This window comes from Plebeiibacterium sediminum (assembly GCF_026013605.1).
Taxonomy (GTDB): Bacteria; Bacteroidota; Bacteroidia; order Bacteroidales; family Marinilabiliaceae; genus Saccharicrinis; species Saccharicrinis sediminus.
Genome location: NZ_JAPDPJ010000017.1, coordinates 59,171 through 83,962 on the forward strand (window position 1 = coordinate 59,171; position 24,792 = coordinate 83,962).

General features: G+C 33.2%; 23 protein-coding genes. 10 read left to right on the forward strand and 13 right to left on the reverse strand.

All coding sequences use genetic code 11. The features are described 5' to 3' along the window. Positions 1-182: 182 nt before the first annotated feature. The 3 genes from ftcD to OM075_RS09405 all read left to right on the forward strand — a co-directional run bounded on the left by ftcD (position 183) and on the right by OM075_RS09405 (position 4,342). Positions 183-1,874 carry a glutamate formimidoyltransferase gene (gene ftcD, locus OM075_RS09395; protein WP_301190244.1) on the forward strand — a complete coding sequence of 564 codons (1,692 nt, stop codon included), beginning with the start codon at positions 183-185 and terminating at the stop codon, positions 1,872-1,874. A gap of 110 nt (positions 1,875-1,984) precedes the next feature. Beyond that, complete coding sequence (locus OM075_RS09400; RefSeq protein WP_301190245.1) at positions 1,985-2,398, forward strand: threonyl-tRNA synthetase editing domain-containing protein; 414 nt, start codon at positions 1,985-1,987, stop codon at positions 2,396-2,398. A gap of 57 nt (positions 2,399-2,455) precedes the next feature. Beyond that, a complete protein-coding gene (locus OM075_RS09405; RefSeq protein ID WP_301190246.1) occupies positions 2,456-4,342 on the forward strand; it encodes an ABC transporter substrate-binding protein in 1,887 nt (628 codons plus the stop codon). Here the strand turns inward: OM075_RS09405 and OM075_RS09410 are convergent. The 5 genes from OM075_RS09410 to OM075_RS09430 form a co-directional block, all read right to left on the reverse strand. Then, entirely contained in the window at positions 4,337-4,966 is a 630-nt protein-coding gene (locus OM075_RS09410; RefSeq protein ID WP_301190247.1) for a class II aldolase/adducin family protein, read from the reverse strand. The genes OM075_RS09405 and OM075_RS09410 overlap by 6 nt on opposite strands. A 108-nt stretch (positions 4,967-5,074) precedes the next feature. Then, on the reverse strand, positions 5,075-6,367 hold the full coding sequence (locus OM075_RS09415) for an aminotransferase class I/II-fold pyridoxal phosphate-dependent enzyme (protein ID WP_301190248.1): 1,293 nt from the start codon (positions 6,365-6,367) through the stop codon (positions 5,075-5,077). A gap of 232 nt (positions 6,368-6,599) precedes the next feature. Further along, positions 6,600-7,118, reverse strand: coding sequence for an NUDIX hydrolase (locus OM075_RS09420; RefSeq protein ID WP_301190249.1), 519 nt, complete (start codon positions 7,116-7,118; stop codon positions 6,600-6,602). 79 nt (positions 7,119-7,197) lie between these two features. Continuing rightward, on the reverse strand, positions 7,198-8,097 hold the full coding sequence (locus tag OM075_RS09425; protein ID WP_301190250.1) for a nucleotidyltransferase family protein: 900 nt from the start codon (positions 8,095-8,097) through the stop codon (positions 7,198-7,200). 32 nt (positions 8,098-8,129) lie between these two features. Further along, positions 8,130-9,116, reverse strand: a complete 987-nt coding sequence (locus OM075_RS09430) for an N-acetylmuramoyl-L-alanine amidase family protein (RefSeq protein WP_301190251.1) — start codon at positions 9,114-9,116, stop codon at positions 8,130-8,132. Between the two features lie 205 nt (positions 9,117-9,321). On the opposite strand from OM075_RS09430, the gene zupT reads away from it, so the two are divergent. Together zupT and nth are read left to right on the forward strand one after the other, a co-directional pair. Continuing rightward, positions 9,322-10,146, forward strand: a complete 825-nt coding sequence (zupT, locus tag OM075_RS09435; protein WP_301190252.1) for a zinc transporter ZupT — start codon at positions 9,322-9,324, stop codon at positions 10,144-10,146. 123 nt (positions 10,147-10,269) lie between these two features. Then, positions 10,270-10,923 (forward strand): endonuclease III, encoded by a 654-nt coding sequence (nth, locus tag OM075_RS09440; protein ID WP_301190253.1) that lies wholly within the window; start codon positions 10,270-10,272, stop codon positions 10,921-10,923. Positions 10,924-11,168: 245 nt separating this feature from the next. On the opposite strand, the gene OM075_RS09445 is transcribed toward nth, so the two are convergent. Continuing rightward, positions 11,169-13,058: a carboxypeptidase-like regulatory domain-containing protein gene (locus OM075_RS09445; RefSeq protein ID WP_301190254.1), complete on the reverse strand. Its 1,890-nt coding sequence runs from the start codon at positions 13,056-13,058 to the stop codon at positions 11,169-11,171. Positions 13,059-13,211: 153 nt separating this feature from the next. Next, on the reverse strand, positions 13,212-13,772 hold the full coding sequence (locus tag OM075_RS09450) for an outer membrane beta-barrel protein (protein ID WP_301190255.1): 561 nt from the start codon (positions 13,770-13,772) through the stop codon (positions 13,212-13,214). 200 nt (positions 13,773-13,972) lie between these two features. Here OM075_RS09450 and panB point away from each other — a divergent pair, with 200 nt between their 5' ends. Both panB and OM075_RS09460 read left to right on the forward strand, forming a co-directional pair. Then, positions 13,973-14,791 (forward strand): 3-methyl-2-oxobutanoate hydroxymethyltransferase, encoded by an 819-nt coding sequence (gene panB / locus OM075_RS09455; RefSeq protein ID WP_301190256.1) that lies wholly within the window; start codon positions 13,973-13,975, stop codon positions 14,789-14,791. A gap of 120 nt (positions 14,792-14,911) precedes the next feature. Continuing rightward, positions 14,912-15,589 carry an RluA family pseudouridine synthase gene (locus tag OM075_RS09460; RefSeq protein ID WP_301190257.1) on the forward strand — a complete coding sequence of 226 codons (678 nt, stop codon included), beginning with the start codon at positions 14,912-14,914 and terminating at the stop codon, positions 15,587-15,589. 31 nt (positions 15,590-15,620) lie between these two features. Here OM075_RS09460 and cdd read toward each other — a convergent pair whose 3' ends face one another. Then, on the reverse strand, positions 15,621-16,103 hold the full coding sequence (cdd, locus tag OM075_RS09465) for a cytidine deaminase (RefSeq protein ID WP_301190258.1): 483 nt from the start codon (positions 16,101-16,103) through the stop codon (positions 15,621-15,623). Positions 16,104-16,242: 139 nt separating this feature from the next. Here cdd and OM075_RS09470 point away from each other — a divergent pair, with 139 nt between their 5' ends. Together OM075_RS09470 and OM075_RS09475 are read left to right on the forward strand one after the other, a co-directional pair. Continuing rightward, positions 16,243-17,190, forward strand: a complete 948-nt coding sequence (locus OM075_RS09470; RefSeq protein ID WP_301190259.1) for a glucosaminidase domain-containing protein — start codon at positions 16,243-16,245, stop codon at positions 17,188-17,190. Further along, positions 17,187-19,331: a hypothetical protein gene (locus tag OM075_RS09475; protein WP_301190260.1), complete on the forward strand. Its 2,145-nt coding sequence runs from the start codon at positions 17,187-17,189 to the stop codon at positions 19,329-19,331. The genes OM075_RS09470 and OM075_RS09475 overlap by 4 nt, the downstream gene beginning before the upstream one ends. 33 nt (positions 19,332-19,364) lie before the next feature. On the opposite strand, the gene OM075_RS09480 is transcribed toward OM075_RS09475, so the two are convergent. The 5 genes from OM075_RS09480 to OM075_RS09500 form a co-directional block, all read right to left on the reverse strand. Next, the gene (locus OM075_RS09480; protein WP_301190261.1) at positions 19,365-20,336 is read right to left on the reverse strand and encodes a T9SS type A sorting domain-containing protein; all 972 of its coding nucleotides are present in this window, start codon (positions 20,334-20,336) and stop codon (positions 19,365-19,367) included. A gap of 4 nt (positions 20,337-20,340) precedes the next feature. Continuing rightward, positions 20,341-20,925, reverse strand: coding sequence for a phage tail protein (locus OM075_RS09485; protein ID WP_301190262.1), 585 nt, complete (start codon positions 20,923-20,925; stop codon positions 20,341-20,343). A gap of 416 nt (positions 20,926-21,341) precedes the next feature. Beyond that, entirely contained in the window at positions 21,342-22,313 is a 972-nt protein-coding gene (gene fmt, locus OM075_RS09490) for a methionyl-tRNA formyltransferase (protein ID WP_301190263.1), read from the reverse strand. A 12-nt stretch (positions 22,314-22,325) separates the two neighbouring features. Further along, positions 22,326-22,514, reverse strand: a complete 189-nt coding sequence (locus OM075_RS09495; protein ID WP_301190264.1) for a C1orf53 family protein — start codon at positions 22,512-22,514, stop codon at positions 22,326-22,328. A gap of 80 nt (positions 22,515-22,594) precedes the next feature. Next, positions 22,595-23,581 carry a dihydroorotate dehydrogenase-like protein gene (locus OM075_RS09500; RefSeq protein WP_301190265.1) on the reverse strand — a complete coding sequence of 329 codons (987 nt, stop codon included), beginning with the start codon at positions 23,579-23,581 and terminating at the stop codon, positions 22,595-22,597. A gap of 117 nt (positions 23,582-23,698) precedes the next feature. On the opposite strand from OM075_RS09500, the gene OM075_RS09505 reads away from it, so the two are divergent. After that, positions 23,699-24,757, forward strand: coding sequence for an anhydro-N-acetylmuramic acid kinase (locus tag OM075_RS09505; RefSeq protein WP_301190266.1), 1,059 nt, complete (start codon positions 23,699-23,701; stop codon positions 24,755-24,757). Positions 24,758-24,792: the final 35 nt, after the last annotated feature.

Here is a 24,792-nt window from a genome sequence, read left to right on the forward strand (position 1 = left end):
ACCTTGTCAATGGTTTTTTGCCTTCTTATTATTGTTTTATCATTTTTTAACATTTGAGCGAGCGATGATTAATTTGTGATTAATCATATTCATACACTGATGCTTATCATTTAGATTTATTTATAGTTACAATATCTTGTGTTGAAAGTTCCAAAGTTTAGAATTCAATAAAAAACTGTGCTATGCAACAATTAATAGAGTGTGTTCCTAATTTTAGTGAAGGACGCAATATGAATATAATCAATCAAATAACTGCCGAAATTGAAAAAATAGATGGTGTTAGCTTGATAGATGTAGATCCGGGTAAAGCAACAAACAGAACTGTTGTAACTATGGTGGGTACTCCGGATGAAGTTTTTGAAGCTGCTTTTCAAGCTGTAAAAAAGGCAAAAGAATTAATTGATATGCGTGGGCATAAAGGAGCACATCCCAGATTTGGTGCAACTGATGTTTGTCCCTTGGTTCCTGTGTCAAATATATCAATGGAAGAAGTTGTTGTTTATGCACATAAGTTAGCAGAACGGATCGGACGAGAGTTAAATATTCCGATCTATTGTTATGAGTTTGCAGCAAAAACAGCAGCTCGAAAAAATTTGGCAGTTTGCAGACAAGGTGAATATGAGGCATTGCCAGATCGTATCACAACAAGTGAATGGAAACCTGATTTTGGACCTGCAATTTGGAATGAAGAAGTTCAAAAAAGTGGAGTGACAGCAGTTGGGGCAAGAAATTTTTTGATAGCATATAATGTTAACTTAAATACAACAAGTACCAGAAGAGCTAACACAGTAGCTTTTGATATCAGAGAAAGAGGCCGGGTTAAAAGAGAAGGAGATCCGCTAACAGGTAAAATTGTTATGGATGAAAAAGGAAATCCGGTTAACGAACCTGGATTGTTGAAGTCCGTTAAAGGAATTGGTTGGTATATTGAAGAATATGGCATTGCTCAGTTGTCACTAAACTTAACGGATATTTCAGTTACAAGTATGCATAAGGCCTTTGATGTAGCCTGCGAAAGAGCAACTCATCATGGTTTAAGGGTAACAGGTTCTGAATTGGTCGGTGTGGTGCCTTTGAAATCAATGCTTGATGCAGGTAAATATTTTCTGAAAAAACAAAACAGATCAACGGGTATTTCAGATAAGGAGATTATTAAAATTGCAGTAAAATCCCTGGGATTGGATGAGTTATATCCATTTGATCCGGATAAAAAAATCATTGAATATATTCTTGAAAAAGAATTTTCAAAAGGAAAGAAAAAGCTGATTGATTTATCATTGACAGATTTTGTTTTTGAAACGGCCAGTGAATCTCCCGCTCCGGGTGGAGGCTCTGTTTCTGCATATTTAGGAGCTATAGGAGCTGCTTTGGGAACAATGGTTGCTAATTTATCTTCGCATAAACGTGGATGGGATCACAGAGCAGGGGAGTTTTCTGATTGGGCCGAAAAAGGGAAGTGTTTCCATGATGAATTACTCAAAATGGTAGATAAGGATACCGAGGCATTTAATCAGATTATGGAAGCTTTTCAACTACCGAAAGGAACTGAGGAAGAGATAAATAATAGAAAAGTAGCTATTGAGGAAGCCACTAAAAATGCAATTTTAATCCCATTCAATACCATGAAGTTGTGCTATGAATCAATGGAAGTCATGCAAAAAATGGTAGAAATTGGAAATCCAAACTCGATAACTGATGCAGGTGTTGGAGCTATTAGTGCCAGAGGTGGTGTTTTAGGTGCCTGGCTGAATGTAAAAATAAATGCAAAGGATCTTCAGGATAAAGCCTTTGTTGCAGATATTTTATCAAAAGGTCAGGAAATTGTGGATAAAACACTGGAGTTAGAACAAAACATCCTAAATAAAATGCCTTAATGGTTTAAAAATTCATATATTTAACCAGAAGCATGAAAAGTTCATTTTCATGCTTTTTTATTATTTCGAGATTTGTTTTTGACTAATCATAAAAAGTAGAATTCCAAAGAATGAAAGTATTAGTATTTTACATTAATAGTTTTGCTTATGAACCACAGGTAAAAAATGTGGAAACAGCTCCGGATCCGGGATTAGGACAGGAAATTAACAATGCGATACTGGCTTTTATTCAGGTGGAAGAAGAGGATGAAGAAAGAGATTTGAAGAGCAGAGAAAAAAAACTTGTTAACCATTTAAAATGGACCGCAAGAAAGAATAATACCAAACGAATAATATTACACTCCTTTGCACATTTATCTGAATCAAAAGCTTCATTTGATTTTACTGTTGATCTATTTAATGCCAGTCAATCCAGGTTAGAGAATGCTGAATATGAAGTTTTTCAAACACCGTTTGGTTACTTTTTGGATTTAAAGATAGATGCCCCTGGTGCTTCATTAGCAAGAATTTGGGCTAGTTTATAATAATGATTGTCTGACTTTAAGAATAAGCATTATATTTGTTAAGATTTTGTTTTAAGTATGAGAAAACTTTGGTTAATATGTTTATTGTGTTTTGTGGTTTCGGGCATTAATGCTGAATCTTTGGATACTGTAAAAATACAGCTAAAGTGGTCTCATCAGTTTCAATTTGCAGGATTCTACGCTGCACAGGAATTAGGCTATTATAAGGAAGTTGGTTTATATCCAAAATTTATAGAAGGGAAAGATAAAGACGACTTTATAAGTATTGTAGAGGCGGGTGAAGCTGATTTTGGAGTTGATTCCCCCAGATTATTAGTAGCACGAAATGAAGGTCATAAAGTTGTGGTTTTGGCAACCGTATTCCAACATTCACCAGAAACATTTATTACGCTTCCCAAATATAAAATTAATACCATTGACGATTTTAAGGGGCGTAAAATCAGGATATCATCAGGAAGTTTAACTTCAACAAAAGCTTTGTTGATAAAAATGAACTTTGAAAATGAAGTACAGAAAGTTGCTTATGGTGATCGTTTGGAGGGATTGATTAATGGTAAATATGAAGTAATTGATGGTTATGTAACAGATATTCCATTTATATTAAGTCAGATGGGGCAGTTGCCTGTAATTATAAATCCATATACCTATGGCGTGGATTTTTATGGCGACTGTATTTATACTTCCGAAAAACAAATAGAGCAAGATCCGGAGAAAGTTCAGGATTTTGTAGATGCTACCTTAAAGGGATGGACCTATGCAATGAACCATAAGGATGAAATTGTAAGGTTGATACAAAAAAAATACAATTCAGAACTTTCTTATGATGTATTAATGTATGAAGCGATGAAAATGGAAGAATTAATTCTTCCAAAATTTGTGGAGATAGGTCATACAAATAAAGAAAGATGGAAACATATTGCAGATTCATATGTAAGTCTGGGAATGTTAGATCCCAATTATAGTTTGGATGGTTTTTTATTTGAAGATTATAAAGAACGTAAGTTAGATGGATTATATCTGGTATTAAAAATTCTTGTTGCAGTACTGATTTTGGTTTCCCTCATAACAGCTTACTTTTCATTTTTCAACAGAAAGTTAAAGCAGGAAGTGAGGAAAAGAACAAAAGAACTGAGTGAGGCAAATGAAAATTTAAAAGAAAAAAATACAATTTTACAACAGCATAATCGTCAGATCGAGCTCATTAATGAACAGCTATCAGTTGCAAAAATAAAGGCTGAGGAAAGTGATAAACTCAAAACAGCATTTATTTCTAATATGTCTCATGAGATTCGAACCCCAATGAATGGCATTATTGGATTTGTTGATATTTTAAGATATCAGGACTTAACGAATGGAGATGCAGAAAACTATCTGAATTTAATTGAAGATAACTCAAATCAGTTGCTTCACATTATTTCAGACCTGATAGATATTTCACAAATTCAGATCGGACAACTGAAAATTGAAAAATCAAAAGTTTCAATAGAAGAACTGTTTAAAAATCTGTATCAGGTTTTCGAAATTAGAATTAAGTCTATAAAAAAGAATAGTATAGGTTTTTCATACTCCGTTGGTGAAGGAGTAGATGAGTATATTTATACCGACTATAATAGAATTCGTCAGGTATTGGGTAATTTGATTGAAAATGCCATTAAGTTTACCAATGTTGGAGAAGTGAAATTTAAGGTGGAATTAAGTGAGGATGGAAAGTTTTATAATTTTTGTGTTTCAGATACAGGAAAAGGAATTCCAAAGGATCGTGTGAATCTGGTCTTTCAGCGATTCTTTAAAGATGAGGAACAATATAGCCTGGATATGGGAGGTACAGGATTGGGCCTGTCTATTGCTAAAAATATAGTAGAGCTTTTAGGAGGAAAAATATGGCTCGAAAGCCAACAGGGCAAAGGCTCCTGTTTTTATTTTTCTCATCCGGTATCGTTATAAGTTATCTATTTGTTCGAGCTGATCTTCTGATAGCGATCTTTCTTCGTTCATTAAATGAGTTATAAAAGTCATTTTTGCAGCGTTTTCAAGAACCTCAATTCTATTAAATGCTTTTATCATTTCTGAGCCAATAGCTGTAATACCGTGATTCTCCATTATCAGTACTTTATTCTCTGCAAAGGTTTCACTTACGTTTTTAGCTAATTCCGGCGTACCTAGAAGGCCATAGGGAGCAACTACAGGTTCTTTAATAATCATTCTTGATTCTGCAATTAAATGGGCATTTATAGGAATATCCATACCTGAAAATGAAGACGCAAAGATGGTGTGACAATGAACTATGGCATTAATCGTTGCATGATCCTTATATATTTGAAGATGCATACTGGTTTCGCGACTAGGAGTAATCCATTGGGTAAGATTATTGCCGTTCTTGTCTAAAATAATAACATTTTTAGCCTTTAACGTTCCTTTGTCAATTTCGGATGGGGTAATTAAAAAGTGTTCACCAACTCTTTTGCTGATATTGCCACCTAAGCTGGTTGTAAGTCCTTTTTTGTATAATCTTCGCATAAAGCGAGCAACCTCTTTTCTCTCTTTTAAATAAAGATCTTTTGTTTCCATAACCGTATGCTTTAGGATTAAAGCTATAAGTATTTATTTTGTTATGAAAGAAAAAAGCATAAAAAAACCGCATCGTATGATGCGGTTCCATATATAAATTGATTATTCTTATTGATTTTTGTAATCCTTACAAGCATTGTAGATTCCTTCAAACAATTCTTTTGCATCAGATGCTGCCATAGCAGAAAACGCAACTCTTAAAATATTATTCAGGTTGATAATACCTATGCTGTATTTATTAATTAAGATGTCGCGGATGGCTTCTCCATCAAGTCCTTCAGCTAATTGTACACACATAAAGTATCCGGAGTTATAAGGAAGAGCAGTGAAGAATTCTTTATATTTATCCTCGCTTAAAGCTTCTTTAATAGCCAGGTAGCGAGATTTCATGATAATGAATTTACTGTGTTTCTGATCTGCATAATCAGGAGCTTCAAAAGCGTGTAATAATAAAGATTGACTTAAGTTCGATGAGTTTGAAATATTACCACGAACAGCACCAGCTGTCTTCATTTCTAAAGCATGATATAATTCTTCAGTACCCCCTTTTATTCCATAAGTAATAAAACCAACTCTGAATCCCCAAACATAGTCTTCTTTGGTTGCACCGTCAATTTTAACAGCTAATACATTTTCATGAATATCTGATAAGTAAGCAAAAATGGATTGAGGTTCAACTCCATCTTCAAATACCAATCCAAAGTAGGCATCATCTGTAATGGCTACAATTTTTTTACCTGCTTCAGCAGCATCTTTAACTGCAGATACTATAGCTTTCATTTCCTCAGTTGTTGGAGTATACCCGGTTGGGTTGTTTGGAAAGTTTAAAATAATAACTTTCTTTTCTCCATCACTCAACAAACTTTCTTTCAAAGAATCTACATCAAATTGATTGTCTTTGAATAAGTTGAATTTAACAAGTTTAGCACCATAGGCATTAGATAATGCCAGGTTATAGTTACCCCAAAATAAATTAGGCACAATCACTTCCTGATCCTGATCCATCCAAAGATATCCAGCCATACTGATACCATGAGTTAAGGCACTGGTTACAATTGGTAAGCTTAATTCTTTAGTTTTTAAGGCAGGATTTTTTTCGTATATCATCTCCTTCCATTTAGCTCTAAGGTCTGGTCGGCCAAAACTAGGAGCATAAGGGAATGATAATGATGGATCCAAATCAATTTTAGAGGCAATAGATTCAAGGCGCATTGGTGTACCATCATCTTCAATTGCAGCACCAATGGTAGCGTTTATTTTTGTACCCTTTGCTTCGGCTGTTTGACCTAAAATACCTTTTTTAGGAAAGAAAATATTTTTTCCTTTCTCACTTAATAAATCATAAACAACCGGATTTTTAGCTAAAATCACCTCGTTTAATTCTTGTGCTTGCGGATTCATCTGTTTTTAAGTTTTCTGTTTAGAATAAATGTTCTAAATAAATTTAATCATCTTACCTTTGAAAAAGAAAGAATCATTATCCTTATTTATTCATTTCGATTTCATGAACGTTTTTCCAATCATCTTATGTGCCTACAAAATTGCTAAAAAATGATCATTTAATGATTAAATAATTTTGTAAAAAAGATTCTTTTTAATAAAAACGCTAAATATCCTCTTTCGAATAGATTCCCTATAAATTCCAAAAGGCTTCAATAATCCTTTTAATGGAGCCTGCACTGATGTTATTCCAATCGATGTTTTGCTTGGTAACAAAAACAATATCAGAGATGTCATCCTGGATATGCATATTATTCCAACCTTTAACTTTACATATAAATGCAATATCAGTGGTGTAAACTGAAAAATTTGAAAATACGTATTCGTTAGGAAATGAAGTTAAATATTGCATTTCGGTAACCTCAAGGTTGAGCTCTTCTTTTATCTCTCTTTTTAATGCAGCCTCAGCAGATTCCATCGGATCAACAAAACCTCCCGGTAAATCGAGCATGCCTTTGTTAGGATTGAATGCTCTCACCGTGAGTAACAGTTCTCCTTTTTCATTTTCAATTAATCCGGCAACCGCAGCTGAGGAATTAATAAAGTAATGAAAGCCACAATCTGAACAAAGAAAAGATCTGCTTCCTTCAAAATTAAAATGCTTGGAGCCACACCTGGGGCAATATTTAAATACATTTTGGGGTTGTGTCATAATTCATAGTCTTCAGCACACAGTCTTCAGTAGACAACATACTGCCAACTGCTTATTGAAGACTGAGTACTAATTTATATTATTCCCAAAGATTAGCTGGATAAACTCCTTTTTCAATAAGCGAATTTAAGCTTTGCTGAACAATCGGTTTATCTTCCTGATAAGTTACGCCAAACCATTTTGCATCGCTGCTTAATACTTTTGTTGAAGCTTGATCAGCTTTAATCATTTTATCTACTAAAGCATTGAAATAAAACTCTGATTTTAGTTCAGTACCTTTTTCTTTTAAAAAGGCTAAAAATCCATCCTCAAGCGCTTTGAAAAAAGAGTTTTTAAAGGCCCAAAAATTCATCGAAACGGGTTCTTTACCCGTAAGTTCAGTTGTTTTGTCATCTTCCCAATAAACAACTTTACCATCAAGATACCCTATTTTTGTTCTTTCAATAATATTTACCAGATTATCATTGGCATCTGTTTCACATACGCCTCTCGATACTGTTCCGTGTTCCGAAAGTGTATTGTCAAGTGCATAGCCAACCATACCGTATTCATTATCATCTTTACTGTTTTCAACAAAATCAACAACCGTTTGATATGCTTCTCTACCATAAAAATCATCAGCATTAATGATTGCGAAAGGTCCTTTAATAGCATCTTTGGCCATTAACATCGCATGCCCGGTTCCCCAAGGCTTTTCTCTTCCTTCTGGTACCGAAAATCCTTCTGGTAGGTTACCCAACTCCTGATAAACATATTCAACCTCAATTTTTCCTGCTAATTTCGGATCAAATCTTTCTTTAAACTGATCAGCAAATGATTGACGAATTACAAAAACTACTTTTTCAAATCCGGCCTGTATGGCGTCGTAAACAGAATAATCGATAATTGATTCTCCATTTGGTCCTAAAGTATCTAATTGCTTTAATCCTCCATATCTACTACCCATACCGGCAGCAAGAACTAATAATGTTGGTTTCATAATTTTAGTTTAAGCGTTGTATATATTTTTTGTTATTTATTATTTGATTTGTAATCACTCAGCAATCCCTCATACAACCAGTTGGCAAGTGCCTGACGATTGTTTTCAAGAATAAAACGTTGTTGATCTCTATAGTTACGAATATTGCCCAATTCAATAAATACTGCAGTAGGGTAGGTTTTTCGTAATAAATACAGATTACGGGAAGAAACAACACCAGAGTAACCTCTTGACGGTTGATGCTGACTGTATTTAGCATCAAATATGTTTAATAAGGATTGAGCAGTGTTTTTTCCGGAATTACTCTTGGGTGAATGATAAAAGAAAACATCGATGGCTTTCCCTTTGCTTCTTGAATCAACATGGATAATAACACATCGTTGATAAGCAGGTTTATTTTTTAAGTAGAGCTGATTAATTGCTGTAGTGCGTTGTTTTAATCGGTTAATCTGTTCCAAAGGAATTTCTTCATCATTACAAACTTCATCCTTATCCATCTCTAAATAAGATTCATCTCTAATGCCATCATTCTTATCCTGAATAATCATATTTACGCTGGCTCCATTTTCCTGTAGCTTTTTGGCAAGTCGGAGTGTAATGTCATAGGCATATTCGTCTTCCGACAGCGTTTTATCTCCATATTGCCCTAAAGCTCCCGGATCAGGGCCTCCATGTCCGCTAACCAAATAATAAACAGCCCCATTCAGGTTATCACTTTCCACTTTAAACTTCTCGCGATCTTTACCATATAAGGGTTCAAATAAATAGGTTTCTGATGAGGGAATTTTATATTTTACTCCAAGTAGTAAAGCGTTGTTTTTACCAAACTTACCTTTATTTAAATCCAAAAACTGTTGAGTGAACTTATCCGGATTCAGATTATTTCGACTTAAAAAAGCATATAATCCTTCTCCCTTTTGGGGAATAGATGTTTTATAAGGAGTTTCTTCTTGCGCCAGAGCACTTATTATATATAAGCTACACCATAAAAAAAGCACTAACCTTTTTATGTGAATCATACGAATCAAAATTTTCTTTGCTAGGTAATTGTCGCAAAAATAAATGAATTATTGAAGAATAGCATAATTATTACACGAATGCTGCTTTTTTATATGCCTTTTTGAAAAAGAACTATAAAATCGCGTTATTTATTGGAAACAAATTTATTTTTTTGTTGTTTGTAGTTATTCGTAAATTTTAAAATCGACTGATAATATTAATATTATGAATATAGATCATATTGAATTTAGTAATATTCTGGTTGCATTTGGACTTACTTTGTTTGCCGGTTTGGCAACGGGTATAGGTAGTGCCATGGCCTTTTTTGCAAAGAAAACAAATACGAAGTTTCTGTCCTTAGCGCTGGGCTTTTCAGCCGGAGTAATGATATATGTGTCATTTGTTGAAATTTTTATAAAAGCAAAAGACAACCTGATTGAATCTTATGATGAGGTTTTAGGAACCTGGATTACCGTTGCTTCGTTTTTTGGAGGAATGTTATTGATAGCTATAATTGATAAATTTATTCCATCGGCAGAAAACCCTCATGAAATGGAAAAGATTGAGGATATGACTGAAGAGAAAAGAAAGAAAAGTAACCATTTAATGAGGATGGGATTATTTACAGCCTTAGCCATTGGTATACATAATTTTCCGGAAGGTTTAGCAACTTTTACAGCAGCGTTGACAGATCCCAATTTAGGTATTGCTATTGCCGTGGCCATTGCCATTCATAATATACCAGAAGGAATTGCAGTTTCCGTTCCTGTATACTTTGCAACAGGAAGTAGAAGAAAGGCATTTAGATTAAGTTTTTTATCGGGTTTGGCTGAACCTATTGGAGCTATAGTTGGTTACTTGGTTTTAATGCCTTTTTTATCACCAACCATGTTTGGGATCATATTTGCCGGAGTAGCAGGTATTATGGTTTTTATTAGTTTGGATGAATTATTGCCGGCAGCACAAAAATATGGCGAACATCACTTATCTATTTATGGATTGTTTGCAGGGATGGTAGTGATGGCATTAAGTTTATTGATGTTTTTATAATAGACCAATAGAAATTAATAAATAAGAAGGTAATTGTATTCATTACTTTTATAGAGGCATATTTTTGATTAAAAAATGTTGTTACTAAAAATAATATAGGTAACATGTGATGCTAAATTAATTATGACGAAGAAAGAACGTTTTGAAAATATAATAGAGTGGTTTAAGGTAAATATGCCTATTGCCGAAACAGAGTTACATTATTCTAATCCCTATGAATTATTAGTAGCAGTAATATTATCGGCACAATGTACCGATAAGAGAGTAAATATGATTACTCCGGAATTGTTTCAGCGTTTTCCAACACCGGATAAATTAGCTGAGTCAACACCAGAAGAGGTTTTTGATTATATCAGATCATGTACTTATCCAAATAATAAAAGCAAGCATCTGGTGGGAATGGCAAAGATGTTGGTTAATGATTTTAATAATGTAGTACCTGATGATATTAAAGAATTGCAAAAGCTACCCGGTGTAGGTCGAAAAACTGCAAATGTTATTGCCAGTGTCGTATTTGAAAAGCCTGCTATGGCTGTAGATACTCATGTTTTCAGAGTATCAGAGCGTATAGGTTTAACAACAAACTCAAAAACACCATTAGAAACAGAAAAACAATTGGTAAAATACTTTCCTGAAGAGTTATTACCCATAGCCCATCATTGGTTAATATTACATGGGCGATATGTATGTATTGCCCGCAAACCGAAATGTGCAAAGTGTGGTTTGCAGGAGTATTGCAAGTTTTATCAGAAGAGTATGAAAAAAGTATTGAAATAAGTTATTCTTTTTTCTTTAGAGTAAAGCCAATTGCTATTACACAATCTCCAACTATAAGTAAGCTTATATATGAGCTCCTTGAAGCTATGAGTAATACTAAACTTTATAGTATTAGTATTATACCTAATGCAATGGTGATTTTTTTCATTTTGACTTAAATTAAGTTTAGTTAAATTTTTTATGGCAATACAAATATATAATGCTTTTTTATTGAATTCAAGATAAGATTTTTTGAGTCTTTAATTTTATATCTTCATCTTAAATCCAATACCGAAACTCCAGTTATTAAACTTCATGCCACTTTTATTAGAAGGAATATCATTGATGAAATAATCTATATTCTTATTAGATATGGGTTCGGATGCATGTTTTCTGAATAAGAAAAATCCTGAACGTTCTTGTAGTGTGATAATATCTACTGTTTTTATTGGAGATATGTAGTTGGTTGATAGTACAAGATGAAAGATGTTAGAAAATTGAAATTCAATATCGGAACCAAAGGTTAACCCATTAATTTTTAATCCGGAATAGGCTTGAACTTTATTGTTTTTAAATTTCTTACCTCCAAATTTAAAATTGGTGTTTGAATTTTTAGTTCCTAAACTTTGTTCTAGGCTTAACCAAGAATAGCCCGTTGATAAGTTGATAAAAATATTTCGACCAATTGTTTTTACAGGAATTCTGTAATTATAGTATAGGCAGTTATTAGAGGTTCTAAATGCTTTGCTTAAAGAAAAATTTAATTGATAACCGATTCCGTTTCTTTTATTTAATTTATACAATATCGTCTCGTCAAAATTAAGTGAGGCATTTAATTGATTTATTTCTTTATTAAAAGAAAGGTGTTGGTAATTAAAGTCAATTTTTGACTGTTCTATAGAATTTGCAAAGTACCGTATACCAATAGTAAACTCCATTTTTGTCATTAACTTTTGTATCATTTGTTTGGTTGTAGGTTTGGGGGATGGTGATATAAATAATTCTTTAGTAGTAGTATCAATTTTTATCGCATCGGGAATTGTCGCATAATCTTTCCAATCACTTTTCGAATATTCTTTAGCTTCAATAGTAGGAACATAGGTAATCGGAACTTGCTGGTTAAAGGGAATCTTATTTACTTCATCAATTTGTACTGAGGTGACAACATTTTCATCAACAAAGTAATAAGTGCTGTCTCTGTGGTTAATTTTCTCTTTATAGTATGACGATTGATAATAAAAGACAGAGTCTTTAATACTATAATTAACAACAAAGTCAAAGTCTTCTGCTTTAATATTAGAGTGTAGACCTAAAACATCATTATATCTTTCTTTTAACCATTGTTCTGTTGGACTCAATTCTATTTTTAAATAACCTAAAGTTTTTGCATCAATAAAGATTTTGCCTTTATATTTTAATTTTTTGTCAACTTTTGGTTTAAAGTCAATTACATATACTTTTCTATTATTGTAATATTCTACGCCATATAATTCGTAGTCATAATTTTTATCCGGCTTTAAATACTTTCTTCTATTTTTAATTAAATCGTCATGGTGTATATCATATACAGCGCCATAATAGACATACTGAAACTCATTACTTTGATTGGGTTCAATGTATTTTCTGGTTTTAATGATACTTACTGTACCTTCTGTTTTATCATCATAAGATGATTTATAGGCATTTAATAATACTTCGTTAAGTCTTATATAATCTTTGTCACCATTTTGTAATCCACTTCTGTGGAAAACTTCATACGTAGTTGGTTGTTTGGGATAATTATCAGCAATTTTATTGTAGGCTTTACTCAAGAAACTTCGCAAAGTACTATCTGGCATTATTACAATCTCATTTAATGGTGTTATTGAAGGAGTGAGTATTATATCAGACTTTTCTTTTAATTGAATGTAGCTGATTTCTACTGATTGATAGCCAATACAACTAAAACAAATAATGTAATCGCTTTTATTAGGAACCATTAACTTATATCTTCCATTAGCGTCAGATACTGTTCCACTGTAGGTTCCTTTTAAGCTAATATTAACAAAAGGTATGGGATGTAATGTTTTGGAGTCAATAATTTTTCCACAGAAAGATTCTGCCAAAGATAATGTTGATATCGTTAATAGTAATATTAAGATAAAAAGGTTTTTCATGTATATGGTTTAGCTTGTTTGGTTAAATTGTTTAATATTAATGCAATAATAATTTAAAATATCAGATAAAAGAAATGTTTATAAAATAATTATGTCAAAAAAAAGGCCATCATAAATGATAGCCTTCGTTATATTAAATTTGACTAAGCAATGCTAAAATCTGTAGCTCACACCCAGTGTTAAGTAACTTACTCCATAGCCAGCTTCTGCATATACCCCAAACTGATCAGCAAAAGCATAACGTATACCTACAAAAATATCTGTAATTAAATTGGTTTCAGTTTCTTTGTAAGTTTGTCTGTCCCCCCAAACATCAGTATACTCATACTTTACTCGCTCAAAACGTAAGCCAGACATAACACCAGCATAAACATCTACAACATCCCAGGCTTTGTCACCTGTAATATCAGTCATGTCAAAGTGGTATGAGGCTCTTGGTCCAACCAGGGAGTATCTGTAATTTCCTCCTCTGTAATCAGCCCCTGCAAAAGAAAAAACTGCTCCACCACCAATATGTCCAATACCTACTTTGTCGGTAAAACCATATTCGTAAAAACCGGTAATCGACGGTGTTTTGGAGTCTACAGAGTAGTTTGAAATGGCCGGTATACCTATACCAATACCAGCTGTTTGTTCTCCTGAGTGCAAAGTTTGACTAAACCCATTTGTTCCAAAGGTTAATACTAAACCTAATAAGATTAATACTTTTCTCATTGAATAAAAATTTATTGTGTTAATTGATTTATATAATATTCAACGACCAAAAGTATAAAATATTTGAATGATAAAATATTAAAAATTGTTGGAATGAATTTTTACTTGCTTAAATCGAATTGTAATTAGTAACTTTGCCGAGTTGAACAAAATTTCACGGAAGATTTTCCAATATAACAAGACACAAAAATATAAGGATTATGTCAGTAGCGATGAATCGCCAAAGAAAGGTGACCACTCATGTGTTGAGCGAGATGAAGCATAACAATGAAAAGATTGCTATGTTAACAGCTTATGATTATTCAATGGCTAAAATTGTTGATCAGGCTGGGCTGGATGTGATATTAGTAGGAGACTCGGCATCAAATGTTATGGCTGGATGGGAAACTACTTTACCTATCACATTAGATCAAATGATTTATCATGGAGCATCAGTGGTAAGGGCGGTAAACAGAGCATTAGTAGTTGTTGATTTGCCATTTGGTACCTACCAGGGTAATTCAAAAGAGGCACTTACGTCTGCAATCAGAATTATGAAAGAAACAGCTGCAGATGCTGTTAAGATTGAAGGTGGAGAAGAGATTATTGAATCTGTAAAGCGTATTTTATCTGCAGGAATTCCTGTTATGGGCCATTTAGGATTAACCCCACAATCCATTCATAAATTTGGAACATATACAGTAAGAGCAAAGCAGGAAGAGGAAGCAAATAAATTAATTGAAGATGCACGTTTGTTGCAGGAAGCAGGCTGTTTTGGTATAGTTCTGGAAAAAATTCCAGCTAAATTAGCTACTCAGGTAGCTCAGGAATTAACAATTCCTATTATTGGTATTGGTGCTGGTAATGGTGTTGATGGACAGGTATTGGTAATTCATGATATGTTAGGAATCAATCAGGAATTTTCACCTAGATTCTTAAGAAGATACCATAATTTGTATGCAGAAATGACTGGTGCAGTTCAAAATTATATTCAAGACGTTAAGTCCGTTGACTTCCCAAGTGAAAGAGAACAGTATTAAAATATAACAGTAGGCAGTTAACAGATATCAAACAACAGTATGATGTACTGAAAACTGAATCTGTTTACTGATATTTGTTAATAAATAACCGTTTACTGATAATTATAATTAAAACTGAAAATGGAAGTATTATACGAGGATAACCATATTATTGCTGTAAATAAAACGAACTCTGAAATTGTTCAGGGTGATAAAACTGGTGATGAAGCATTATGCGATAAGGTAAAAGCGTATGTTAAGGAAAAGTACAATAAACCTGGTGATGTTTACTTAGGAGTTGTACATCGTATTGACAGACCTGTAAGTGGGGTGGTTATATTTGCGCGAACAAGTAAAGCTGCTACACGCCTGAGTAAAATGTTTCAGGATAAAGAAGTGAAAAAGACCTATTGGGCTATTGTTAAAAACTTGCCAAATGAAGATGAAGGTAGGTTGGTTCATTACATGATTAAAAATCAGGAGAAGAATAGATCCAAGGCTTATGATTCACAAAAGAAGGGCTCAAAAGAAGCTGTTTTAAATTATAAGTTGATTTCAAGTTCGGCAAATTACCATTTGTTGGAAATAGATTTAGAAACAGGTCGTCATCATCAAATTCGCTGTCAGTTAGCAAAAATTGGTTGTCCTATTAGAGGCGATTTGAAATACGGAGCATCCCGCTCATTAAAAGGAGGAGGAATCAACCTTCATGCTCGCAAGGTTGAATTTATGCATCCGGTAAAAAAAGAAAAGATTATTATTACTGCTCGTGTTCCAAAAGAAGAATCTCTTTGGAATGAGTTTGATAATGTAATGTAAAATATTAGGCTACAGGTTTTAAACTTGTAGCCTATTTTAATTCATCTGCATTGAAATAAAGAGGAAGTAAATCAGATACTTTATCAATAGAAATGATTTTGTTTTCTCCATCAAGAATTGTTTTTATTGGCTGTTTAAACCGTAATTCAGTTTCTATCATTACCTGTCTGCATGCACCGCATGGTGTAATCAACTGCGAAAGTTTATTGTTTTTATTCAACGAAGATATGGCCATCTTAACTATGGCTTTTTCCGGATATTGAGAGTTAGCCCAAAAAATTGCGGTTCTTTCTGCACATAATCCAGAGGGGTAAGCAGCATTTTCCTGATTAGATCCTGTAATAATTTCTCCATTCTCTAATAATAAAGCAACGCCAACTTTAAATTCAGAATAAGGAGCATACGCATTGAAACAAGCCTCTTTTGCTTTTGATAATAAATTTTGCTCATCCAGCGGAAGTTCTTCCGAATGTTCGTATTGTGTGATTTCAGTCTTTAATTCGAATTTATTCATGAAATGTTTATTTGTTCCAAATTTAGACTTTTGATTGATAATATCCAGATTTCGACATAAAATTTAGAAATGAAATAATTACGAAGATATCTGATTCCATTTTTTTATATTTGTCTTCAATTAAAAACATCATACCATTATGAAGCGATTTGGCATATCATTAGTACTTTTTGTTTTAACCATCCAGTTATTTGCTCAATCTTATACCAGACAGGATTATATTGAGAAATATTGTGATTTAGCAGTGAAAGAAATGAAAAGAGTTGGTATTCCGGCTAGTATAACCTTAGCACAAGGGATGTTAGAGTCTGGTAATGGAAACTCTGTTTTGGCTAAAAAGTCGAACAATCATTTTGGAATCAAGTGTCATAATGATTGGGCAGGCAATCGGGTTTATCATGATGATGATAGTAAAGGCGAATGTTTCAGACAATATCAAACTGTTTACGAATCTTACATAGATCATTCTGATTTTTTAGCTACAAAGCAAAGATATGCGTCTTTGTTTTTTCTTAAAACAACAGATTATAAAGGCTGGGCTCATGGATTAAAAAAAGCCGGGTATGCAACTGATCCCAGATATGCAAAAAGATTGATAGAAATTATTGAAGCCAATAACCTGGATCGTTTTGATAGTGGAAACATTAAAATTGCCAGAGAAACAAAAAGTAAAGAAGGTACTTATAAAACAACAGGGAGAAGTGTTGATAACTTTTCAGTAGAACCATTTGCATCTCATAAATTAGGAGTAAATAATGGTATTAAATACATTACCATACAAGAACAGGATTCCTTTACTGATATCTGTAGTGAATTTGGCTTAAAAGATTGGGAGATTTATTCTTATAACGATCTGGATAAAAATGCTAAGATTAATGAATACAGGTATTTATATGTTCAGCCCAAAAGAAATAAGGCGCATAGAAAACATAGTGTGCATAGAGTGAAAACCGGAGAATCGTTACACTACATCTCACAAAAGTATGGTGTAAAATTAAGTAGGTTGTATAAATACAATCATCTGGATAAAAGTGAAAAAATTGAGGAAGGACAATTGATTCAATTGAGAAAGAGTAGAAAAGGATGATCAGGGAGGTCAAGGTAATTTGTTTACTTCTGCTGGTCGTATTCAATATTCACGGACAAGAATTTTCTCCACAACAAAAAGCATGGTTATATAAGGTTGTAAAAAAATCATCCTGCTTAAATAGCAATATTGGTCCATACTTTAATTATTCCGGACCGAAACCAGAATTGCCAGACTTTTACAGTTTTAACAATAAACTCAGGGATAAATTTGAAACTCAGCTATGGGATTCAATAGAATACAGAATTGTTAATAGTCCGGAATCATTAAATGTAAACTGGGATGCAATAAGTTCTGCCTCGCCGGGTGTTTTGGCTGAAGCTGCTGTTAAGCTTACCCTTTGGGAATTGTATTGTGAAATTAAATCAGGTTATCAGGAAAATCCTCAATTTTCAATAAATACTACTGCCAGGTATATTTATGATGAAATGTTTAAATCGCTGCCCGCTGTTGTCAAGTCAGGAACAACACTTAAATCAAAATATCAGCCAATTTTTCTTGATCTTTTAAATCCCAGTTTAAATTTTATAAAAAAGAAAGAGGCTTTTACTAAAATCAATAAAGTAGATGCAGCAACGCAAAAACGTTTCTTTGAAAAATGGTATCGTATCGTTAATCAGATAGTTGAAGAACGTTCAGAGGCGTATTTTAATATTCTTTGTAAAAAGAAAATATTTCTATCCGGAGCATTATTGGCTGTGGGAGAAGGTAGTGGTTCTTCTGGATTACTCCATGAATATGAAGATGTAGAGGATGACAATACAGGAACCGGAACAGGTAAGGGGATTGGGTTGTTTACGTATAAGATGTCTGTTAAAAAAAATGAGCTTGAGCTCGAATCAACAACAGAAACTGAAATTCCTCTGTTACAAGATCAACCTACGTTATTGCATCTTTCTTTATGGGGAATGGATGGTTTAAAAAAGCCTTTGGTGGTAATTGAAAGAGGGAATAAATCGTATCTGCTTTTTGGAGGAGATGAGTTTTCACCTGATAGGAATTGGAGTAAAGGCACTTCTTATTTTGATTTTCTTGAAGAATATCAGGAACGAAAAATAGATCAGATTGTAAATGATCTTAATAAGGAAGGAGGACTACTTTCTGTTTATGAAAGAGAAAGTGATAATAGGAATAAAATTCAGGCACAAATTGACAAACTGAATCTGGAGATAGACTCTATTAATAAATTGAAGGAGCCAAGTGAGTTAGCAATTCAGCAACGTAAAAATAGGAATGAGGTAAATCTGAGTAATCTTGAAGTGAAAGAGAATAGGTTGAGTTCATTACAAAAGAAAATTAGTATTGAATATCAGAAAATAGATAAAGCAGAAAAAGAACTGGAACAGAAAAAAGACTTGTTGGGAGAAAATATTCAACAATGGGTTTTAGAAGATTCTATATTTACATTTGACGATGGTAACATGTTTAATATGAAGACTCAAGATCTGATTATTAAGGATGATTCTTCTAATATAGATAAAGTAAATGTAAGATTATTGGCTGCAAATTATTCTATATATAGCGACAAAAAGGATGAGGTGCAGCTTTATATTAATATTACGGAAGGGGTTGAATTGCCTCTTGAAAAAACAAATAATATCCTGATTCAGGATACCATTCTAAGCAAGAAGATTTATTTTAATTCTGATGAATTTAGCTGTGAAAATTGCTTTAATCAACAAGAAAAACTCAAACTTCAGAAATTTGCAAAGGAAGTAATTGAAGATAAAAAAGAAGTAAATCTCTCTTTAACTGCAGCAAGTATAGATACACTTAATCATAGTAATATAGCTCAGGATAAAGTTAATTATCAATCAAAAAAAGAATTGGATAGATATATTAATTCAAGAAGAGTGGAATTAACTATTGTAGCGCAAAATCAAAGTTATACAATCACGATAAAGGGATTTACAGATGCTGGAAATACAAAGTTATCTAAAGTCAATAGTGAGTTATGGTCTGTTGTAAAAGAATATCGCAATAAAGAGCAAAGTTTAAATCCGGCATTAAGTATTCTAAGAGTAAAATCAGTTTTAAGTAACCTTGAATCAGTTATGGGGATAGAATTTTCAGAAGCAAAAATTCAGGTTCCGATTCTTCAAAAAGAGATTAAAGTACAACAGTTAAAAGAAATAAAATAGCAGAGGTTTAGTTTGAACCTCTGCTATATGTAATTATTGAATTATTATTTTTTCGATATATTGGTTGTTGTTGGAAGTTATTTTAACAATATACATTCCCGGCTTTAAATCATCTACATGAACAGATTTTGTTTGAACAGAATTTAGAGTTAGATCTTTTACTAACAATCCTTTAGAATCTATTATTTGAATATAGCTGGCATAGCTGTTATTATTGACAATATTTAAGAAACTGCTTGCCGGATTTGGGAATAATTCAACATTATTCTCTTTCATTCCCTCTGCGTTAGTTGATAAATCCACATGAAATTCAGATGGAAATGGATATTGACTGAAAGGCGTTGAATTACTGGTTTCCCAGTTTAAATAATTGTTTATTTCACCTAACAAAACGCTCTTGGTGCTGTTTGTTGTAGATCCATTGTATATGGCATTATCACTTTCATTGTATGTAGAAAGATTTACAATTTGAACGGCTGAGTAGCCAATACTCAGCTCATCAGGTAATGCAGATGTGGAATTGGAATAGGAATCTCCATCAAAATTATCCCCCGGGGCTAATAAGTCATTTTTGTTAAAACTAATTGCAGCAATAAACGAGGGTGATGACTTACTGCCCTGATAAGCTAATATTTGATCTCCGGCAACTGAAATGGTCATGTTTTCACCAGAAATTGTTCCAGAGTTAGCAACAGGTAACTGAGTACCGTTAAATGTTTTTATCTGTATTATAGTTCCTGCATCTAAATCTTCTGTCGCCAGCCATTGTATATGGCTTTCCGGATATATATTATTAAATGCCCCACTACTTGTCCAGCCATTATCAGTGAAGTTTATTGAGGTATTCACGTCAATGTCTTTTAGTAAAATAAAAGAAAAATCATCAGTGTTCCCATCACTATTAATAGCAACAAATGCTACATCGCCAGTTTGCAACGTTGTTTGAGAAAAGCCTGTGAAGCAGGTAAATAATAGATATATACTAACAATTATTTTTTTTATCATATTGTTAATTTCTTGATGGGAATACTCCTGAAGTGGCGATTATGAAATTTATAGTCAGGGAAGGTTGCATGTTATTTACAGGTTGCGACCCTCCTGCGTTTCCAATTGTGATTTCAGGTGTAGCACCATTCGTATTTGTTTCATCTGAGTACATGTTTTCTCCAGAAACAGCAGGGTACCTTCCTGTAGGATCATCAGAATTGGCTTCGTCATCATAAACAGGATTTGTGACTGTTACACTATGTGTGTGTGAAGGTATTTGAGTAATATTGAGCGTATTGGTTTCAGATCCTGTTTTTTGACCTAATGATCTTGAAGTCAGATTTGTTCCACTTCCTGCATGCATAGGAACTCTGCCTCTTAAATCAGGTAATGCAAATGTGGTTCTGCCATCTCCACCATAAGTTGTACCTAAAATTGAAAATAATGCAGTGTTTTGAGAGATGGATAGTAATTGGCCATCACATAATGCCCAGCCTCTTGGAGCAAAGTTACCTGCAAACATTCTTATTTCACCTATCATTGCTTCCTGAGCAAAAATGCCTGATGTTAACAGGCTAATAGAAAAGAGTAGTAATAGTTTCTTCATTAGTTCAAATTTTATTGTTTTAAATGTTATTGGAAAAATCAAACGTTCTATTTAAAGCTCGTTTTTTAATTTTGGTGTTATATAGTCTGGGATTAATAATAACCTGAATTCCATTAAAATTTTATGCTGAACTTAGATTAATATGTTGTCTTTGTAAATAAAATTTTAGATAATAACCGTAGGAGGGAATGTATTGTTTAAAAAATCGAATGAAATATTTTTTATGATGTAGTATGTAGTTGATATATTGTGAAGTATAATAATTTAGATAGATCTGAATTTATGTGTGGAGAAACTCGTTTTAATTCAGTGAATATGCTATTGATATCATTTGCACTTACCAATATATTTAAAGCGAAAAGTCCTGACTTCTTAAGAAAGTAGTCAGGACCTGTAATGTTATTATTGATTTATAATTATTCAGCTTTACAATCGTTTAAGTTTTTAAAGCCATTAAGAAATTCTTTAGTAGTCATCCTCTTTTTTCCGGCTAGTTGCAGCGTATTTATTTTTAAACACCCATTGGAGCAACCTATATAAATCAGGTCTTTATCATTTGTTTCTATTTGACCGGGTAAAAGATTTTTATCTGTAATGATTTCAGTTTCAAATATTTTTAAACTGGTCTTTTTCCCATTGGCGTCAATTAATTCTGTCCAGGCGGCAGGGTATGGACTTAATCCTCTGATCTTATTATAGGTAATCTCAACATCTAAACTCCAATCTAATTTACAATCTTCTTTAAATATTTTTGGAGCAGGATTTAATACAATAGCTTCTTTGATGAAATCTTCTTGAGAAACAGGTTTAATTTTGTCGTTGCAAATGTTATCAACAGTTTCAAGAACCAATTCGGCACCTAATACCATCATTTTGTCATGAACTGCACCTGCATTATCTGTCATTTCGATGGGTAATTTTTTTTGATCGATAATGTTACCGGTATCAATTTCGTGCTTTAAGAAAAATGTAGTTACTCCAGTTTCTTTGTCACCGTTGATTACAGCCCAGTTTATAGGTGCAGCACCGCGATATTGGGGAAGCAAAGAACCATGAAGATTAAAAGATCCCATTGGAGGCATATTCCAAACCACTTCGGGAAGCATTCTAAAAGCAACGATGATTTGTAAATGAGCATTTAAGTCTTTCAGTTCTGCTAAAAAGTCTTCGTTTCTTAATTTTTCAGGTTGCAACACTTTAATACCTGCTTCCAGTGCATAGTCTTTTACAGGTGATGTTTTTATTTTTTGCCCTCTTCCTGCTGGTTTATCAGGTACAGTAACAACTCCAACCACATTGTATTTATTTTCAACCAAAGCTTTAAGGCTCTCCACTGCAAATTCCGGAGTTCCCATAAATACAATTCGTAAATCTTCTTTTTTTATCATCTGTAAAATTTTCTATTCTAAGTTTGTGTTTCCTTTTTGATGCTTAGGGAAATAGGGGCAATTTTTACAACCATTTCCGCAGCAATAACCTCTTTGGGTTAAATACTTTTTTGTCATTACTCTAAAACCTCTGGGATCCATTATAAAATCTATTCCTTCTTTCAGAGGTTCCTGTGGGTAATAATCATCTATGTAATTCATTCTTTCAAATTTGTACAAAGATAAAAAAGACCTATAAATATTTATTTAAAGGTCTTTTATCTTAAACTTAATTTGCGTTTTTATTTCTGTGAAAAATGCTTCATAAACTGAATTCTAAGATAACCTGCAGGGTTTATGGAACGTGATTGACTTAACATTCCTTTTATCTGCTTAATATTAGAAAAGTCTTTTTCTTCCATCCAGTTTTTAAGCTCATTAAGCATTAATTGCATATGAGCAAATCCATTTTTGTATAATGTCGAAGCCACCTGAACAGCAGCAGCTCCTCCTAAAATCATTTTAATCAAAGTATTTCCGTCATGAACACCTGTTGATGCAGCCAGATCACATTCAACTCTTTCAGACATGATTGAAATCCATCTCAGCGGAATAACATAGTCGTTGGGTGTACTGAATAAAGGTGCAGGAATCACTTCAAAATTATTAACATCAATATCCGGTGAATAAAATCGATTAAACATTACAATGCCATCTACTCCGGTTCTGGATATTTGAGAAACAATACCTGCCAGATTGGAAAAGTAACTACTTATTTTTACTGCAATAGGAATAGTAACTTCGTGCTTGACAGCCTTAATAATATTAAATAGCACCTTTTCATTTTCAACACAGGTCGATTCTGTATCTGATGGTAGAATGCTTATGTTCAACTCTATTGCATCAGCTCCTGCTTCTTCAAGCGATTTGGCAAAGTAGGGCCAGTTGTGAGACGTGATACAGTTAATACTGGCTATAATTGGAATACTAACATTCTTTTTACAATCATCAATCAATTTTAAGTAGCTGGTTAATGTGTCCTCAACATCATAATTCTCGTAAAACTCCATAGTTTCCGGATATAGATAGTTTTCAGACTGCATTTTATTAAGTTCATGCTCCATTTCGGTAACAATCTCTTCTTCAAAAAGGGATTTTAATACGATTGCACCGGCTCCATTTTTTTCAAGCTCAATAATATCCTGAAGTGAATTTGTTAAACCTGAACTTGAAGCAATAATTGGACTACAAAGTTTTAGTCCCATATAGGAGGTTGATAAATCTGGCATAATTGTATATTTGGATTATATTATTTAACTAAAATCCTAAATTATGAATAATTTATTAGATGCAGTATAATATTAATCATCTATTTAGTGCATTTTCAATTCAACTTAATTATGAATATGAAACAATATAGGGTTATCGGAGTTATGAGTGGAACCTCGTTAGATGGGTTAGACATAGCTTTGTGTAATATTAAAAATGAAGAGAATAAGTGGTTATTTGAAATTGAAAAAGCCACAACCGTTGCCTATGAAAATGAATGGAAGGAGAAGTTGGAAAATGCACAAAAATTAAGTGCTGCAGAATTTATTCATTTACATAGATTGTATGGTGCTTATATAGGCAAAAAGGTTGCTGAGTTTGCCCAGAATATGACAAATTTAGATTTTGTTGCTTCACACGGGCATACTGTTTTTCATAAGCCTGAAGAAGACCTTACATTTCAGATAGGGTGTGGAGCTTATATAGCGGCAGAGTGTAAAATGCTTACCATATCAGATTTCAGAACACTGGATATTGCTTTGGGAGGACAGGGAGCACCTTTGGTTCCGATAGGTGATCAATTATTATTTTCTGATTATGATGCATGTATAAATATTGGTGGCTTTGCTAATATTTCTTATGATGTGCAGGGTGAGCGAAAAGCCTATGACATCTGTCCAGTTAACTTTGTTTTAAATCAGTTGGTTCAATCAGAATTTAATACAGCATACGATGAGGATGGATTGATAGGGCGAAAGGGGTGTCTGGATTTTGATTTGTATAGAAAATTAAATGCATTGGATTTCTATAATCAAAACGGACCAAAATCTCTTGCCAGAGAGTGGGTAGAGAAGGAGTTTTGGCCTTTAGTGAAGCAATCTGATGGCCCGATAGAAAATATTATTACTACCTGTTATCATCACTTCGCACAACAAATGGCCAGTGTGATAAAAACAAATCAATTAAGAAATGTATTGTTTACAGGAGGAGGTTCTTATAATCAATTTTTATTGGAATTGATATCTGAAAAATGCCGGGCAAAATTAGTTGTTCCGGATAATAATCTTGTGGAATATAAAGAAGCGCTCATCTTTGCTTTTTTGGGAGTATTAAGAATTGAAGAGCAGAATAATTGTTTGAAAAGTGTAACCGGAGCTAGTAAAAATAATACTGGTGGTTGTATTTATTTGCCATAAAAAAAGCTGCCTGAATAAGGCAGCTTCGTTATGTA

Bases quoted from the DNA above. Each gene is read 5' to 3' on its own strand.
- ftcD (WP_301190244.1), top strand. From the start codon at position 183: ATGCAACAATTAATAGAGTGTGTTCCTAATTTTAGTGAAGGACGCAAT.
- OM075_RS09400 (WP_301190245.1), top strand. From the start codon at position 1,985: ATGAAAGTATTAGTATTTTACATTAATAGTTTTGCTTATGAACCACAG.
- OM075_RS09405 (WP_301190246.1), top strand. From the start codon at position 2,456: ATGAGAAAACTTTGGTTAATATGTTTATTGTGTTTTGTGGTTTCGGGC.
- OM075_RS09410 (WP_301190247.1), bottom strand. From the start codon at position 4,966: ATGGAAACAAAAGATCTTTATTTAAAAGAGAGAAAAGAGGTTGCTCGC.
- OM075_RS09415 (WP_301190248.1), bottom strand. From the start codon at position 6,367: ATGAATCCGCAAGCACAAGAATTAAACGAGGTGATTTTAGCTAAAAAT.
- OM075_RS09420 (WP_301190249.1), bottom strand. From the start codon at position 7,118: ATGACACAACCCCAAAATGTATTTAAATATTGCCCCAGGTGTGGCTCC.
- OM075_RS09425 (WP_301190250.1), bottom strand. From the start codon at position 8,097: ATGAAACCAACATTATTAGTTCTTGCTGCCGGTATGGGTAGTAGATAT.
- OM075_RS09430 (WP_301190251.1), bottom strand. From the start codon at position 9,116: ATGATTCACATAAAAAGGTTAGTGCTTTTTTTATGGTGTAGCTTATAT.
- zupT (WP_301190252.1), top strand. From the start codon at position 9,322: ATGAATATAGATCATATTGAATTTAGTAATATTCTGGTTGCATTTGGA.
- nth (WP_301190253.1), top strand. From the start codon at position 10,270: ATGACGAAGAAAGAACGTTTTGAAAATATAATAGAGTGGTTTAAGGTA.
- OM075_RS09445 (WP_301190254.1), bottom strand. From the start codon at position 13,058: ATGAAAAACCTTTTTATCTTAATATTACTATTAACGATATCAACATTA.
- OM075_RS09450 (WP_301190255.1), bottom strand. From the start codon at position 13,772: ATGAGAAAAGTATTAATCTTATTAGGTTTAGTATTAACCTTTGGAACA.
- panB (WP_301190256.1), top strand. From the start codon at position 13,973: ATGTCAGTAGCGATGAATCGCCAAAGAAAGGTGACCACTCATGTGTTG.
- OM075_RS09460 (WP_301190257.1), top strand. From the start codon at position 14,912: ATGGAAGTATTATACGAGGATAACCATATTATTGCTGTAAATAAAACG.
- cdd (WP_301190258.1), bottom strand. From the start codon at position 16,103: ATGAATAAATTCGAATTAAAGACTGAAATCACACAATACGAACATTCG.
- OM075_RS09470 (WP_301190259.1), top strand. From the start codon at position 16,243: ATGAAGCGATTTGGCATATCATTAGTACTTTTTGTTTTAACCATCCAG.
- OM075_RS09475 (WP_301190260.1), top strand. From the start codon at position 17,187: ATGATCAGGGAGGTCAAGGTAATTTGTTTACTTCTGCTGGTCGTATTC.
- OM075_RS09480 (WP_301190261.1), bottom strand. From the start codon at position 20,336: ATGATAAAAAAAATAATTGTTAGTATATATCTATTATTTACCTGCTTC.
- OM075_RS09485 (WP_301190262.1), bottom strand. From the start codon at position 20,925: ATGAAGAAACTATTACTACTCTTTTCTATTAGCCTGTTAACATCAGGC.
- fmt (WP_301190263.1), bottom strand. From the start codon at position 22,313: ATGATAAAAAAAGAAGATTTACGAATTGTATTTATGGGAACTCCGGAA.
- OM075_RS09495 (WP_301190264.1), bottom strand. From the start codon at position 22,514: ATGAATTACATAGATGATTATTACCCACAGGAACCTCTGAAAGAAGGA.
- OM075_RS09500 (WP_301190265.1), bottom strand. From the start codon at position 23,581: ATGCCAGATTTATCAACCTCCTATATGGGACTAAAACTTTGTAGTCCA.
- OM075_RS09505 (WP_301190266.1), top strand. From the start codon at position 23,699: ATGAAACAATATAGGGTTATCGGAGTTATGAGTGGAACCTCGTTAGAT.